The sequence below is a fragment of the Vibrio cholerae ATCC 14035 genome (assembly GCF_000621645.1).
GTDB lineage: Bacteria > Pseudomonadota > Gammaproteobacteria > Enterobacterales > Vibrionaceae > Vibrio > Vibrio cholerae.
On the sequence record NZ_JHXR01000002.1, the window covers coordinates 223,623 to 237,907 of the forward strand.

Here is a 14,285-nt window from a genome sequence, read left to right on the forward strand (position 1 = left end):
CTTTTTTGTTGCAGAATTTCGAACGTCATGAGCAACCACAGCGATTGGTTTTCTCACTATTACCACGTATGATTCAGCCCACTTTTTGACTACCTCTTTGATTCATGAGCATTAAACATCACCCATTGCAAGGTGCGCTTTGGATGCTGACGGCTGGCCTCGCGTTCGCCATCGTCAATAGCGTCGCACAATACGCCAGCATTCAATTTGGCCTTCCTTCCACCACCGTTGCCTTAGTGCAGTACGCGATTGCGATTGTGGTTATCCTGCCTTATCTCAAAACCTTGGGCATTCGTCAGTCGCTGCGGACTCAGCAGTTTGGCTGGCATCTCCTGCGCGTCTTTCTGGCCGTGATTGGCATTCAGCTCTGGTTGTGGGCTCTCGCGTATCCGGTGCCGATTTGGCAAGGTATTGCGCTACTGATGACTTCTCCCCTTTTTGCCACCATTGGCTCTGGCCTATGGCTACGCGAAAAAGTGGGCATGGCGCGCTGGGTAGCTACCCTCACCGGATTTATCGGTGCGATGATCATCCTCGAGCCTTGGGCGGATGATTTTAATCTCGCTTCATTGCTCCCTGTCGGCGCAGCCTTTTTCTGGGCGAGTTACTCCTTGATGGTGAAAAAACTCTCCTCTCACGACTCGCCGTCCACCATGGTGGTCTATTTACTGCTGCTGATCACCCCGTTTAACTTATTGCTGGCGCTACCCGATTGGCAGATGCCAAACGGACAAACCGTATGGCTGCTACTGATTGGTGCTGGGGTAATGACAGCGCTTGCTCAATGGGCGATAGCCAAAGCGTATGCGGTAGCAGATGCTTCCTTTGTCCAGCCGTTTGATCACGCCAAGCTTCCCTTAAACGTGCTGGCTGGCTGGTTAGTGTTTGGTTGGGTACCACCGGGCAGACTCTGGCTAGGCGCAGCAATTATCGTGTTATCTGTCGCGTTCATTACTCAATGGGAAACAAAAAAATCACGGCGTGAAAGAAACATCGCCTAAAACCTTTCCTATCTTTTAACAGAAAGATGCGTATAAGGAACCACTTGATGACAACACCGATCAAAGTCACTCTCTACCGTTGGGCAGGCCATTTTGGCCCTTTTAAAGTCAACATTCCTTGCGGAGAATGTACACTCACCAAAGATATTTTGGCCGATACCTTTGCCAATGAATTGGCTGGCGTGCCGATTGAATTAGAGGTGAAAGATTGGCTTAGCTACTGGTGGGAACCTTTAAAGCTTGGTGCATGGCATGCGCCGATTGTGGTCGTAGCAGGCAAAGTGATCAGCCAAGGAGAAGCCCTCAACCGCGGTGTATTGGTGCAATCCATCATCAAAGAGTGGACTAAACAAGACACGTTACAAGGCAATATTGTGTTTGGCAAAGCCACCTGCCCTTACTGCGTGAAAGCCAAGCAGTTGCTTGATACTGCAGGAATCGACTATCGCTACCACGATGTAGTGAAAGAGAGTGCTGCGCTATACCGAATGATCCCAGAAGTCAAAGCGATCATCGGAGAAAAAACACCCGTCACGGTACCGCAGATCTGGTTAAATGGTCAGTATATTGGGGGCTGTGATGCGTTGGAAAAATGGCTGCAAAATAACCCGCATGCGCTACCTAATAACGTGGTAGAAATCGAAACTACGCGTGTAGCTCCGTAATTCAAATTGTTTGAGCATCGCCAAGATCAGCAAAAAAGGCCTCGCACAGTACGAGGCCTTTTCTATTTTAGCGAGGAGATTATACCCAAACTACTTGGAGTTGCAGGTAGGCGGCAAGTGAGTTCATCCCCATGAGCATAGATACACTATGTGATTGGGGTGAACGAACGTAGCCAACACCGCTGCAGCTTAAAGTAGGAAGGGTATAGCTGATTATAAAAACAGGTTCATCACCCACATCGCACCAAATGCGTTCAATACTGAAATACCAATCATCACTGGGATGTAGCGCCCTTCAGTACCAATCGGGCCAAGAATACGGCCGATGTATTGCACTTGTGAACCCATCAAATAGATAGCGGGAGCCAAAATCGCGATGTGCGTACCGTTCAAAATCCCTTGGTCAAACAAGGTGATCACCACACCCACAGCGCCGCCCATCGACATCCATGCACCAATCAACACCGCAGCCGCTTCACCCGGCAATCCAAAGACCGCCATCACAGGAGAAAATACTGTCCCCATCAGATCTAACGCGCCAGTAATTTGCAACGCTTTGATGATCACAAACGCCATCAATACATTGGGTACAGTAGACGTCGTCGCAATTACCCAGCCTTTCTTCGCCCCTTCGACAAAAATATCCGTCACCATTGGCTTTTTCATATTGACGTTACTCATCGGGTCGCTTCCTCTAGTTGAGTCTCTGGGTTAGATGATTCTTCTTTGCCTTCCGTCAGATTTAGATAGAGACGGAACAGGTTGGCACCGACAATTTTGAAAATAAACATCACACCAACCGCAAGACCGATAGAAGAAGTGACGGCCGCGGAACCATCCGCTAACGTGAGCGTAAACAGCACCGCACCCGATGAGAAAAAGTTAACTATGGTGGCACCTGCAGAGAATTGGAACATGGTAAACACATCCGCTTCACGCTTAGTCATATGCCCTTCATCTTTGAGCTGACGAGTCATCGCCGCACCCGCATCAGCACTTTGCAAAGAAGCAATCAGCCCTAAACCTGAATTACCCGGAACGCCCATGATTGGACGAAGTAGAGGAGTCAGTAGCTTACGTGCCGCATCGAGCGCACCGTAATGTTCCAGCACATTGATCATGCCTAATGCAAACATCACGGTTGGAATTAAGGTCAGTGCGAAAAGAAAACCATCACGCGCACCACTACCACCTTGACCACGCAAAGAAGTGGTTGCCACTTGCAGGCCGTCGGCCGTTTCACTGACGTTGTAAGCAACCTTGCCAAAGGCACCGTTTAACGTGGTGAAATCAAATACTCCATACCACTGGTTGGATTGCAGCAAGCCAGAAAAAAAGACTACGGCGAAGGCTAACGCAATGTAGCATCCCCAAGTCACTTTTCGCTCCTGCGCTGTCGATTGACTCATAATTACCTCTATAAAGTTGGAACAGATTGGGCGTCATGGTGCACGGATTGCGTGCTAGAGATAATGATCGAGGTCAATGAGTCGATGAAACTCATCTCACAATGAAAAATAAAATTTTATTTTGTTAAAACAATACGAGAAAGCATGATCAATTAATTTATTTCAGCCTAAAGCCACAACAAACCACTTCACGCCACCGATGGAATAAAACCCTTTTCTAATGTTAAGCAAATCGCACCTTTCTAAAAAATGATGAATAAACAACCATTTCTAAGCTAAGTCACAACTTCAAATTCCGCATAGGTCTACTCTTTCTCAGGACTTTCTCCCATCACACCTTAAAACTTGAAGCCGATCTTCAAGAGAAGGGGATATCAACAGGAGTTTTGTTATGACGGGCCGGATCGCACTACTTTCTCTTACGCTTTTTTCACCACTCAGTTTAGCGTCTACCCCAGATGGACAAGCTTTAGATTTCACCCATTCGACGATCGGCTATGCCGCACTCCTCATTTTCGCCATCGCTTATACCTTGGTCATGCTGGAAGAGTATTTGCAACTACGTAAATCGAAACCGGTCTTGCTGGCTGCTGGGCTGATTTGGGCCATGATTGGCTATGTTTACCAACAAACAGGCTCGACCGAGGTAGCTCGTCAGGCCTTAGAACACAATTTGCTTGAATACGCAGAGCTGCTGCTGTTTTTATTGGTCGCCATGACCTACATCAGTGCGATGGAAGAGCGGCGTCTGTTTGATGCACTCAAAGCGTGGATGATCAACAGAGGCTTTAATTTTCACACTCTATTTTGGATAACGGGTTGGTTGGCGTTTTTCATTTCCCCGATTGCCGATAACCTCACCACGGCGTTATTGATGTGTGCCGTGGTCATGAAAGTCGGTGGTGAAAACCCTAAATTCGTCAGTTTAGCTTGCATTAATATCGTGATTGCTGCCAACGCGGGAGGAGCCTTCAGTCCCTTTGGCGATATCACCACTCTTATGGTGTGGCAGGCTGGGCATGTTAGCTTCCTTGAGTTTATGGATCTGTTTCTCCCATCCTTAGCCAACTATTTGGTGCCTGCCTTGGTCATGTCGCTCTTTGTCCCGCATCAAACGCCTTCCAGCATCCAAGAAGTGGTCGAGCTTAAACGCGGAGCCAAACGCATCGTCGTTCTGTTTCTCTTTACCATCCTCTCGGCCATCGGTTTCCATGCATTTTTCCACTTCCCGCCAGTGATCGGCATGATGATGGGACTCGCCTATTTGCAGTTTTTTGGCTATTTCCTACGTAAAACGCTGGCAAGATCACTGGCTAAGAAAACGGCGATTGCCATGGCGAAGAATGATGAAGCCGCACTTAAACGTATTGGTTCCGTGGTGCCTTTTGATGTCTTTCGCAGCATTTCTCACGCCGAATGGGACACTTTACTGTTTTTCTATGGGGTCGTGATGTGTGTCGGAGGCTTGAGCTTACTCGGCTATCTAGGTTTAGTGTCGGAAATCCTCTATACCGAATGGAACCCCATCTGGGCTAACGTACTGGTTGGGCTGCTTTCTTCGGTGGTCGATAACATTCCTGTCATGTTTGCTGTACTGTCGATGCAGCCCGAAATGTCTCTCGGCAACTGGCTACTGGTCACTCTCACCGCAGGAGTCGGCGGCAGTTTGCTATCGATTGGCTCTGCAGCAGGTGTGGCGCTCATGGGCGCGGCTCATGGCAAATACACGTTCTTGAGCCACTTGAAATGGACTCCCGTCATTCTGCTTGGTTATGTGGTCAGTATCGTGTTGCATTTGCTGCTCAATCATCAATCATTCACATAACATGTCTGATTGAAGCTGCTACCCGCGTCAAATGGTTCCAAAGAAACCACCTCTCTACGTTTGACTCATTGAGTGTTGCTGGCTGACGCATTTTGCGGTTCTGCGTTCAGTTTGACCCAGTTATTACTGAGGTGGAACATGGCACAAGCGCTGCAAGTGAGGACTTCACCTTGTCCATGAATGGTCATGACCAAATCATCACGTTTTTCTTTGGAGTTATTACGGATCTGGATCCGTAATGTTTTGCCATCAACGCTAAATGGGCGCTCCCATTTTTGCTGCGCCGAATGCATGTACACGACGCCCTGCCTAAACTCCAACACATCTTTGTTGTGCGGATTATCATACAGGCCATTAAAGGACAAGGTTTCGCGATTCACAAAGTTTTCCAGCTCCTCTTGAAAACAGCCGCTTAATAGCAATACGCTCAAGATGAGAATGATGGGTTTCAAGTTGGCCACGTTCATAATCTTTTCCTTATCTTCGTTTCTCCAACTCCAGCAGGAAGGCTTTACGTTCTAAACCACCCGCATATCCGGTCAGTTGGCCATTTTTTCCAACGACTCGATGGCAGGGCACAATGATCGAAATCGGGTTCTTGCCATTCGCGAGTCCAACGGCTCTTACTGCCTTAGGGTTGCCTATTGCTTCTGCCAGTTGTTGATAGCTCCATATTTCCCCATAAGGGATCTTGCATAGTGCGTGCCAAACCGACTGCTGAAATGCCGTGCCGCTGGCGGCCAACGGTAGCTCGAATTGAGTGCGCTGACCTGAAAAATACTCATCCAGTTGGCGTATCGTTTTGTTAAGTATAGGACATTCTTTCACATAGTCGCCCAAATGCTCAGGTTGAGTCGTTTGGGTAGCAAACCATACGCCTAATAAGCCTTGAGAGCTCGCTTGTAAGGTCATTGGCCCGAGGGGGGATGAGTAGTCAGTAAAATGGCTCATTTAGTGGCTCCAGCAATGAAAAGTGGCATAACTGCCCCAAGGGGCGACCGATTCGGCAGTTAACTGAGGAAATTTCGCCAGTGCTTTTTTCACGATCAAATCTCCGGTTAAAAAACAGTGGCTACGTGATTCACCGCGCAATTGCGCGTAATCGACAGTCCAAGGACCAATCCCGCTTAGCGATAACCATGCCATTGGCGAATCCATAGGATGCAACCGGACGTAGTCCGCCAAACGTTTTAAGGTTTCCTTACGCCTTTCCGGCATACGTAAAAAGCTTAAGTCGCTCATTTGCACTTGTTCTGGGGTTGGGAAATAACGTGTTGACCCTTCGCTAGCCGCCAGCGTGGAGACTAACAAGTTCAATTGTCCAATTGCGGCTTTGACTGAAACTTGTTGACCGAGCACTGCGCGCACTCCCGCTTCCCATGCATTCCATACCCCGGGGATACGGATCCCGGTGCGCCGTACCAATCCCGGAGCTAACTGCTCTAAATGAGCCTCAATACTGATCAGGTCTGCATCGAGATCAAACATTCGTCGCAGCCGAGCGACTAAGTGGCGAAGATCACTCAAACGCTCCATCTCAAACTCAATGTCTAAGTGCGACTGTGCCATGCTCGCCTTAAACCATCCTGTACCTTCACCAAGGACAAAATGACGTTGATAGCTCTGTTCATCGATCAGCTCCATGCCTTCAATCGCTCGCAGACGATAAAAATCCAACATATGCGCCCAGTCAAAAGGGCCGCGAAAAGCTAAGCTCAGATGATTTCGAGAAGGAAGAGCGGCTCGTTCTCGCCGAACTTGGGTCGGCGTCAACCGAAATAATTTTTGGAACGCATCATTAAAACGGCGGGTGCTCTGAAATCCACTGGCGTAAGCCACTTCGGTAATCGAAATTTGGCTCGTATGCAGTAATTGTTTGGCAAACATGAGCTGCTGGATCTGCGCATATTGTTTAGGCGGCATTCCTAAATGACGCTGAAAAAGCTGGCGCAGATAACGGTCACTGATACCTAAGCGTGAGGCTAAAGTCTCTAAACTGCCGTCCAGCTCTCCCTGCTCAATCAGAGTCAAGGCACGTAGAAATGAGGTTTCGGCTCCTTTCCACGCCCATGAATGGGGAGCGCTTTCAGGCCGGCAGCGCAAACAAGGTCGGTAGCCCGCCGATACCGCTAACGCTTGCGAGGAAAAATACTCAACATTCTCTTCTTTCGGTAGGTTGGCTGGGCAAATCGGGCGGCAAAAAATCCCTGTGGTTTTAACCGCAACAAAAAAACGCCCATCAAACCGTGGATCTCGGCTCATCCGAGCGCGTTGGCACACCTCTGCGGATAATTCATTAAGCAATGTCATCCAAGCCTCCTGCTCGCTTTTTTGTTCAGTCTACCCAGTTCCGCTGTCTAGACTAGCCATTTTCGGAACGGAATGCAGAGACTAAGCCGCAAAAGTTTCTTCAATAATTTTGAACAAGAGCATCAGCCTAATGGGATTCTCTGCGCAAGGCTCATCCCATAAACTTCATTTCATCAAACATACAGACCATTTGAGTCGTTCGAAAATTTCAACCCAGTCTATCAGCGTATAGCCTGAGTCAACCGAGAGGATTTATTGATGAATACTTTATTAAAAACTGCTTTAACTTCACCAAATTCATGGGCCCCCCTAGCACTGCGCCTTCCCCTAGCCATCATTTTTATGGCGCACGGTGCACAAAAGTTGTTTGGTTGGTTCGGCGGTTACGGCCTTGAAGGTACAGGTCAATGGATGGCTTCGATTGGCTTAGAGCCTGGTGTAGCGATGGCATTTCTGGCCGGAAGTGGGGAGTTTTTTGGCGGATTAGCCATTTTGCTAGGTCTGCTGACACGTCCTGCCGCACTGGTACTCTCCGTCACCATGCTGGTCGCGATTTTTAGCGTGCACTTTAGCCACGGCTTATTCTTAAGCAACGGCGGTTACGAGTTTGGCTTGGCTCTGTTGGCAGGCTCTGTTTCACTGCTGATTTCAGGTGCAGGTCGTCTGAGCCTCGATAATCTGCTACTAAAGCGTCTGGCATAAGTCACTTCAAGCATAAAGGGGGAATCGTGTTAAGCGATTCCCCCTTTCTCGTACCTAAGACTTAATCAGTGATCAATCACACGGCTTCCACTTTGCCCACCGTACGCACCACACTGAAAGGATCTAACGTTTTCATCAACTTCTCCACCTGCACTATCGCCTCAATGGAAGAGCTGTTTTTGCGATAGCTCAGATAAAGTGGGCGCTGCCAATCATTCACCTCGGACACACGATGTAATTGCCCTGCATCCAATAAGGGTTGCACCATGGTTTGCGGTAAGTAAGCGCTGCCCCCTTTCTCCAAAATGAAATCTAACGCAATTCTTGCCGTCGACGTTCTTAAAAAAGGCGCTGGCGCTTTAGGGTGGCGGTCGGCATGCTCTGAAGCAAAACGTGCGCCCCAATCGACATAAACGTAGCGATTTTCAAACACGCTATCGGCATCGTCAGGCTTGGTGGATACCAACACGAGAACCAAATCAGCCACTTTTTTGCATTGCAATTCTTCGGCTTTGATCGGATCCAGAGCGAAAGCCATATCCAAAGTGCGCTCTAGCAAACCACGATTGAGTTGCTCTCGCCCCATCACTTCCGCCAAAAAACCATAGCCTTCAAATGTATCGGTGATGCGGCTTAAACAGTGCTGTAAGTAAGCATCCCAAATGTTAGGCGTACCGCCTAATGTGAGCTGCAAAGCCTTACCGCTTTCAAGCGATAATTCAAATTTCGCCTGCTGCAGCGTTGCAACCATGACCTCAGCATACCCCACCAAACGCTCGCCTGCTGAGGTCAATTTGATGTTGTTACGGTCACGGGTAAACAACTGAGCATCGAAATGATTTTCAAGTTGCTTGATGCGCGCACTCACCGCCGCTTGCGTCAAATACAGATTTTCAGCAGCACGACCAAAATGGCGAACTTTGGCCAGTTCAAGAAAGGTGCGAAAGACTTTTACGTCCATATAGTTTCCTCTGATGTTACCCGTGAAGATTAACAAGTAAGAAGTATTATGACGATAAAAAATTTTTGTTTTTCTTTTCCGAAGATTACGCCTAACTTTCGCCGTGACCCACGGCTACAAGGTGGTTGAACATATTCACACGAGGTTGACATGTCTGAGACAGCATTTCGTCAAGGAAAAAAACGTTTTTTCGATACTAAGAAGTTCCCAAGAGGCTTTGCTAAATCTGGAGACTTTACTCTAGCAGAAGAGGATATCCTAACTCGGTATGGCGACACTATGCTCGGTTTGGAGAGTGGTGAGCTACAGCCCGAAAATGCCGATGAAGAACATTTTCTAAAAGTGCTCGCAAACCCAGAGTTAGCAGAAAACAAATTAGAGAAAGCTTGGTTGAAATACACCCGTCTGGCTCGTGGCCGCAAGCGTTTCCATACCTTGAATGGCCGCAACAAGCCTGATGGCGTTGAAGATTACACCGACGACGAACCAAGCTTGACTGAGGAAGATTAATCTTTCCTTCGGGCTACATAAATCATTTGTAGCCCTCTGACATGGATGGACGACGATTGGCGTCCTTTGGGAGGAAAGATGCCCAACCCAGTTTCTAACGTTTATTCTCTTGAAGAGATGTTATCGCTGATCCAGCGAGAGCAGCCTTTCGCCGGAGAGCTAGAATCCGCTGGCTGTTTTATCAAGATAGAAGACTATCTGCCTGTGGTTTGTACTGCTATCCATGCAGGAAGCCGTTTACGCGAAGATTTGCTCAAACAGTGCCAACTGAGCAAAACGGAACGTAATCTTGAAGAAGCACCTTATACCGATCAATTTATTGCCTCCCAGCCTATCACTTTGTGTGGCCTCGATTCTCGCTTCGAGTACGATCTGAACCGCGCGAAAACCCTCAGTACCCGCTATAAATCTGCCTGGAATCGCCCTTTGAGCGATAAACAGCGTACAGAGAGCCATCGTAAGCACAGCGAGTTTTATCAACTCTATGAGGCGTTAATCCGCAAACTTGAAGCGATGCATGGCATGGTGATTGTGTTTGATATGTACGCTTACAACTATAAACAGCTGGGTGATAAACCCACTCCAGTGTTTAACGTGGGTACCGCACAAATCGACATGCAGCGTTGGGGCTCCGTGGTGAAGCGTTTCTGTGCTGAACTGAGTAAAATTCAGCTACCGCACATCGAAAATAGCACCGAAATCAACGCGGTATTTGAAGGCCGTGGCTATTTAATTGCCCATACCAACGCTCATTTTGACCGAACGTTAGTACTCCCCACTGAAGTAAAAAAAGTCTTCATGGAGGAGGATACTGGCACTGTCTATCCCTTGGTGTTAAACGCGCTGTGTAGCGGCCTTAAAGGTGCATTGAGCCAAACCAGTGCCTATTTTCAGCGTCGTCATAATCGTCGCCGAATAAGCAAAGCAAAAATGCTTGGTTCATCCATTGAACCCGCGATTTTGAGTATTGATGATGCGCTGTCTAAACTGACGCGCAAAGTTGAGACACTTAAATACGTCAACCCAACCAATATCAATATTGAGCAAAAGCGTTTTGAAGCGGCACCGAGTCGCTACAAACCCGAGTTTCGCTACAAACAGTTACCCATCAATGCCAATGAATTTAAACAGCAACTGTATCAATTGCCAATCGAGACCATTTCCGATCCTGATTTGAAACAGTTGTACGGCTCGATGGTCGATAAACTGAGCGAAAAAATCGATCTGCTCACCAGCATAGGTCAGGAATCCTTCCTGTATAACTCGCTGCGTTTTTATGGCCGACCGAATCGTACCGCGATAGAAAACGCGAAATTTCTACTCTACGCCAAGACGTTACCGGAAGAGAAAGGCGAGTTGTATAACGCGGATCAAGCCGCTGAAATTATGCTGAAAAAAGCACAGGAATGGGGTATGCATTGCCATATTACGCCCACAGCATCACTGGCAGCGCGGGCGATGGTGAGTGGCAAAAAGCCTCCAACCTTATATCTCAATAGCAAGGTGATGTACTCACATGCAGAGATACAGCGCCTAATTCAGCATGAAATTGGCGTTCATCTCGCCACCACCTTTAACGGCCGTATGCAACCTTTGCGCGTGTTTTCGATTGGTTTACCCGGTGCAACTGAGTCACAAGAAGGGTTAGCCATTTTGGCGGAATACAAAGCGGGTTATATGTCGCATGAGCGACTCAAAACCTTGGCAACGCGAGTGTTGGCGGTCGATTCCATGCTTAAAGAGCACAATTTCTACCAAACCTTCAGCTACTTAACCGAAGAGTATGGTGTCGATCGAGAAAGCGCCTTTGTGACCACCACACGGGTGTATCGCGGCGGAGGTTTCACCAAAGATCACCTTTATCTTGAAGGGTTTATCAATACCTTGCAGCAAGCACAAAAGCGCAGTTTAGATAATCTGTTGGTCGGGAAATGCAGCTATCAATATCTTGATTTAATTGATGAGCTGGTCGAGCGCGGTTGGCTGATTAAACCCCGATTCCGTTTCGATGATTTAGGCAGCGAGCCAGAGCCCACCCTCAAATATTTGATTGAGTCGCTACGCCACTAACTCATTCGATAAAATAGGATCTTTCTCCCAAAGCCCTGAAGCAGGCCACTGCTCAGGGCTTTTTTAGGGAGATGAATCAGCACTATATCCAAATGACTTAAAGCATCAGGTAAAAAATATCCTGCATTATTTCGCCAATATGCTCAGTTTTTTCAGGAAACTGTCACGTAAGTGCTCCTGCTCATAGGCCAAATGGTAGGTATTGTGGAAGCCAATCTTCAGCTCAACACCGTTACCACGCATGAAGATGTTGTAGCCATCATAATCCGCATACGCTTCAATCCCTTCATAGATCTTGCCAAATTCAGTGGGTGAGCCATTTTCCATTACCGTTTCATACGCCGATAAGACTTTGCTCGGTTCCAGTTCATTTTTCATGATCTTTTTCCTCGACATGTGCCCATAATCAGTATTGGCAGTTAGGCGCCAGCTTGCCAGTTTATGATCTGCGTCAGCGCAAAAAAACACTTAATTTTGGCCATAAATTTTTTGAGACCCGTTATATTGGACGAAGCTTATCTTGATAGGACAAGGCTCTAGATTGCCGAACATCCACCCGATTCAAGCCTATTGGTTGGCCGCTTTTATCAAGACTATAATTTTTTGACCTAAAACAATGGCAGTTCAATTTTACTTATTTTATAATGCAAATTAACATAAACCCACTCTGCTTTGTTTGCACTAGGGCACTCAGTAGGAAGGGAATTGCAAGGCATCATAAATTCAAATCTAAGGGCAATACATGAGACTTATCCCACTGAAAGCGGCAGCACAAGTTGGTAAATGGGCGGCTGCACACATTGTTAAGCGTATCAACGAGTTTCAACCAACAGCTGAACGTCCTTTTGTATTGGGACTCCCTACTGGTGGCACACCACTCGCGACTTATAAAGCGCTGATTGAAATGCATAAAGCGGGTGAAGTGAGCTTCAAACACGTCGTCACTTTCAACATGGATGAGTATGTTGGCCTAGCCGCAGACCACCCTGAGTCTTACCGCTCATTCATGTACAACAACTTCTTCAATCATATTGATATCCAAGAAGAAAATATCAATCTGCTGAACGGTAATACCGATGATCACGAAGCAGAATGCAAGCGCTACGAAGACAAAATCAAATCTTACGGTAAGATCAACCTGTTCATGGGTGGTGTAGGTAACGATGGCCACATCGCCTTTAATGAACCAGCGTCTTCTCTCTCTTCACGCACTCGTATCAAAACCCTGACGGAAGATACTCGTATCGCTAACTCACGTTTCTTTGATGGTGATATCAATCAAGTGCCTAAGTATGCACTGACTATCGGTGTCGGCACTCTGCTGGATGCACAAGAGATCATGATTCTAGTCACTGGCCACAACAAGGCACTGGCACTACAAGCAGCGGTTGAAGGGAGTGTAAACCACCTATGGACTGTCTCTGCACTGCAACTACACCCTAAAGCGGTGATCGTGTGTGACGAGCCATCAACCCAAGAGCTGAAAGTGAAAACCGTTAAATATTTCACTGAGTTAGAAGCCAAAAACATCGTAGGCTTCTAAGATAAATCTCAATCAAGCTAATAAAAACGCCCCGATATTCGGGGCGTTTTTATTGCTATCTCTCCTCAAACGACTACGAGTTGCGACTTCAAGTAAGAAGAGCCTCGATAGAAGTAGAGCCTTTTCCTCATTATCTTTTGTCAAACGGGAGGCTATCGATTGGGCCTTGTGAGAAATCCAGTCGCTCACTGGCAACATGAGGCAAGTCATTGAGAGCATTAGGTTCAATTAAATCAATTAAAGACTCGGCTTCTTGCTCTGCGAGAGGATCCACCACATCTTTCGTCGGAATCGGGATCTGGCGTTTATACAGTTTATTCAGCGCACGAATCATCGAATGTTTAGTCACCGAACTGGTGGCTAATTTACGTTGCAACGGTTTGGCCAAGGCTTGTAAACCGACAATCGATTCCACTCCGAGCTTACCCCCCACCAAATCACGCAGATTTTTCGCAGGCTCATACCCCATAGAAGCCGAAAGGAACAACCAAATATACGCAATTGCTTTACCGTGAGCACCACGGTCAATCCACGCTTCACCGGCATGATACATGGCTTCAGGGTGCCCTTTTTCTGAGGCACGCTCTAACCAATAACACGCCATCGGAAAATCACTGGCGCCACCAATACCATGTAGCAAGTTTTGCCCTAATCTCATCATGCCTTCGGCACTGCCCATACGAGCGGCCTTTTCATACCAAAACGTCGAATCTGAAGGCGTCGGAGCAATGTTATCTTTCGACACGCACCATCCGCCCATAAACAAAATCGCATCAATGAAATTGGCTTCTGCCGCTTCTTGAATTAGCCCAATACCACGCGAAACGTTAACTTCCACCCCACGACCGTATAGCCATGCCATGCCAGTTTCAAATTTGGCAGCCAGATCGCCTTCAACACCACGCACACAGGTTTGCCAAAATTTGGCCTTCTCTTTCGCAATCACATCTTCTCGGATCCGCTGACAAACCCGCACAATGCCGTACATGGCGGGAATATTGTCGAGATGGGCGGCTTTTTCATACCAAAACAAGGCTTCTTTTAAACTGTTGCGTTCCGCCTCTTTGGCTAAAAACAAAATGGTTGGAATGTGTCCGGATTCGGCTTTAAACAATCTTTCTTTGCGCTCTTGCTCTCGGTTACGCTCTAACGCTTTGCGATACGCCTCTTCTCTGGCTCTACGTTCTTCCTCTAACCGCTTACGTCTGACGGATAGCACAATCATCCAGACAAAAATCAGGATAAGTGTTAGCCCGGTAGCGCCAATCGCAATTCCGATAATATTCATA

General features: G+C 47.4%; 15 protein-coding genes. 7 read left to right on the forward strand and 8 right to left on the reverse strand.

What is annotated here, in order from left to right; translation table 11 throughout:
- The first annotated feature begins 143 nt into the window (after positions 1–143).
- A complete protein-coding gene (locus tag T411_RS0102950) occupies positions 144–1,001 on the forward strand; it encodes a DMT family transporter (protein ID WP_001901693.1) in 858 nt (285 codons plus the stop codon).
- A gap of 47 nt (positions 1,002–1,048) precedes the next feature.
- Positions 1,049–1,666 (forward strand): glutaredoxin domain-containing protein, encoded by a 618-nt coding sequence (locus T411_RS0102955; RefSeq protein ID WP_000211007.1) that lies wholly within the window; start codon positions 1,049–1,051, stop codon positions 1,664–1,666.
- 213 nt (positions 1,667–1,879) lie between these two features.
- On the opposite strand, the gene T411_RS0102960 is transcribed toward T411_RS0102955, so the two are convergent.
- Together T411_RS0102960 and T411_RS0102965 are read right to left on the reverse strand one after the other, a co-directional pair.
- A complete protein-coding gene (locus tag T411_RS0102960) occupies positions 1,880–2,347 on the reverse strand; it encodes a YjiG family protein (protein ID WP_000073203.1) in 468 nt (155 codons plus the stop codon).
- Positions 2,344–3,075 (reverse strand): nucleoside recognition domain-containing protein, encoded by a 732-nt coding sequence (locus T411_RS0102965; RefSeq protein WP_000083620.1) that lies wholly within the window; start codon positions 3,073–3,075, stop codon positions 2,344–2,346. The genes T411_RS0102960 and T411_RS0102965 overlap by 4 nt, the downstream gene beginning before the upstream one ends.
- A gap of 391 nt (positions 3,076–3,466) precedes the next feature.
- Between T411_RS0102965 and nhaD the strand changes: the two genes are divergently transcribed.
- Positions 3,467–4,900, forward strand: coding sequence for a sodium:proton antiporter NhaD (nhaD, locus tag T411_RS0102970; RefSeq protein ID WP_000147723.1), 1,434 nt, complete (start codon positions 3,467–3,469; stop codon positions 4,898–4,900).
- A 65-nt stretch (positions 4,901–4,965) separates the two neighbouring features.
- Here the strand turns inward: nhaD and T411_RS0102975 are convergent, their stop codons facing one another.
- Genes T411_RS0102975 through T411_RS0102985 form a run of 3 tightly spaced genes read right to left on the reverse strand, consistent with a single transcriptional unit; the run spans position 4,966 to position 7,210 of the window.
- Positions 4,966–5,367 (reverse strand): hypothetical protein, encoded by a 402-nt coding sequence (locus T411_RS0102975; protein WP_001099817.1) that lies wholly within the window; start codon positions 5,365–5,367, stop codon positions 4,966–4,968.
- Between the two features lie 10 nt (positions 5,368–5,377).
- The gene (locus T411_RS0102980) at positions 5,378–5,851 is read right to left on the reverse strand and encodes a methylated-DNA--[protein]-cysteine S-methyltransferase (protein ID WP_000017896.1); all 474 of its coding nucleotides are present in this window, start codon (positions 5,849–5,851) and stop codon (positions 5,378–5,380) included.
- Positions 5,852–7,210 (reverse strand): DNA-3-methyladenine glycosylase 2 family protein, encoded by a 1,359-nt coding sequence (locus tag T411_RS0102985; protein WP_000173609.1) that lies wholly within the window; start codon positions 7,208–7,210, stop codon positions 5,852–5,854.
- A 258-nt stretch (positions 7,211–7,468) separates the two neighbouring features.
- Between T411_RS0102985 and T411_RS0102990 the strand changes: the two genes are divergently transcribed.
- The gene (locus T411_RS0102990) at positions 7,469–7,912 is read left to right on the forward strand and encodes a DoxX family protein (protein WP_001094294.1); all 444 of its coding nucleotides are present in this window, start codon (positions 7,469–7,471) and stop codon (positions 7,910–7,912) included.
- A gap of 76 nt (positions 7,913–7,988) precedes the next feature.
- Here the strand turns inward: T411_RS0102990 and T411_RS0102995 are convergent, their stop codons facing one another.
- Positions 7,989–8,873 (reverse strand): LysR family transcriptional regulator, encoded by an 885-nt coding sequence (locus tag T411_RS0102995; protein WP_000382702.1) that lies wholly within the window; start codon positions 8,871–8,873, stop codon positions 7,989–7,991.
- Between the two features lie 150 nt (positions 8,874–9,023).
- Here T411_RS0102995 and T411_RS0103000 point away from each other — a divergent pair, with 150 nt between their 5' ends.
- Together T411_RS0103000 and T411_RS0103005 are read left to right on the forward strand one after the other, a co-directional pair.
- Positions 9,024–9,383, forward strand: coding sequence for a MaoP family protein (locus T411_RS0103000; RefSeq protein ID WP_001882815.1), 360 nt, complete (start codon positions 9,024–9,026; stop codon positions 9,381–9,383).
- A 78-nt stretch (positions 9,384–9,461) separates the two neighbouring features.
- Positions 9,462–11,453, forward strand: a complete 1,992-nt coding sequence (locus T411_RS0103005) for a flavohemoglobin expression-modulating QEGLA motif protein (RefSeq protein WP_001133571.1) — start codon at positions 9,462–9,464, stop codon at positions 11,451–11,453.
- Between the two features lie 126 nt (positions 11,454–11,579).
- Here the strand turns inward: T411_RS0103005 and T411_RS0103010 are convergent, their stop codons facing one another.
- Entirely contained in the window at positions 11,580–11,831 is a 252-nt protein-coding gene (locus tag T411_RS0103010; RefSeq protein WP_000787144.1) for a DUF3081 domain-containing protein, read from the reverse strand.
- A gap of 364 nt (positions 11,832–12,195) precedes the next feature.
- Here T411_RS0103010 and nagB point away from each other — a divergent pair, with 364 nt between their 5' ends.
- Positions 12,196–12,996 (forward strand): glucosamine-6-phosphate deaminase, encoded by an 801-nt coding sequence (nagB, locus tag T411_RS0103015; RefSeq protein ID WP_001237050.1) that lies wholly within the window; start codon positions 12,196–12,198, stop codon positions 12,994–12,996.
- 130 nt (positions 12,997–13,126) lie between these two features.
- Here nagB and T411_RS0103020 read toward each other — a convergent pair whose 3' ends face one another.
- The gene (locus T411_RS0103020; protein WP_001021273.1) at positions 13,127–14,284 is read right to left on the reverse strand and encodes a tetratricopeptide repeat protein; all 1,158 of its coding nucleotides are present in this window, start codon (positions 14,282–14,284) and stop codon (positions 13,127–13,129) included.
- Between the last annotated feature and the right edge of the window lies 1 nt (position 14,285).

Bases quoted from the DNA above. Each gene is read 5' to 3' on its own strand.
- T411_RS0102980 (WP_000017896.1), bottom strand. From the start codon at position 5,851: ATGAGCCATTTTACTGACTACTCATCCCCCCTCGGGCCAATGACCTTA.
- T411_RS0102975 (WP_001099817.1), bottom strand. From the start codon at position 5,367: ATGAACGTGGCCAACTTGAAACCCATCATTCTCATCTTGAGCGTATTG.
- T411_RS0102955 (WP_000211007.1), top strand. From the start codon at position 1,049: ATGACAACACCGATCAAAGTCACTCTCTACCGTTGGGCAGGCCATTTT.
- T411_RS0102990 (WP_001094294.1), top strand. From the start codon at position 7,469: ATGAATACTTTATTAAAAACTGCTTTAACTTCACCAAATTCATGGGCC.
- T411_RS0102985 (WP_000173609.1), bottom strand. From the start codon at position 7,210: ATGACATTGCTTAATGAATTATCCGCAGAGGTGTGCCAACGCGCTCGG.
- T411_RS0103000 (WP_001882815.1), top strand. From the start codon at position 9,024: ATGTCTGAGACAGCATTTCGTCAAGGAAAAAAACGTTTTTTCGATACT.
- T411_RS0103020 (WP_001021273.1), bottom strand. From the start codon at position 14,284: ATGAATATTATCGGAATTGCGATTGGCGCTACCGGGCTAACACTTATC.
- nagB (WP_001237050.1), top strand. From the start codon at position 12,196: ATGAGACTTATCCCACTGAAAGCGGCAGCACAAGTTGGTAAATGGGCG.
- nhaD (WP_000147723.1), top strand. From the start codon at position 3,467: ATGACGGGCCGGATCGCACTACTTTCTCTTACGCTTTTTTCACCACTC.
- T411_RS0103010 (WP_000787144.1), bottom strand. From the start codon at position 11,831: ATGAAAAATGAACTGGAACCGAGCAAAGTCTTATCGGCGTATGAAACG.
- T411_RS0102950 (WP_001901693.1), top strand. From the start codon at position 144: ATGCTGACGGCTGGCCTCGCGTTCGCCATCGTCAATAGCGTCGCACAA.
- T411_RS0102960 (WP_000073203.1), bottom strand. From the start codon at position 2,347: ATGAGTAACGTCAATATGAAAAAGCCAATGGTGACGGATATTTTTGTC.
- T411_RS0103005 (WP_001133571.1), top strand. From the start codon at position 9,462: ATGCCCAACCCAGTTTCTAACGTTTATTCTCTTGAAGAGATGTTATCG.
- T411_RS0102965 (WP_000083620.1), bottom strand. From the start codon at position 3,075: ATGAGTCAATCGACAGCGCAGGAGCGAAAAGTGACTTGGGGATGCTAC.
- T411_RS0102995 (WP_000382702.1), bottom strand. From the start codon at position 8,873: ATGGACGTAAAAGTCTTTCGCACCTTTCTTGAACTGGCCAAAGTTCGC.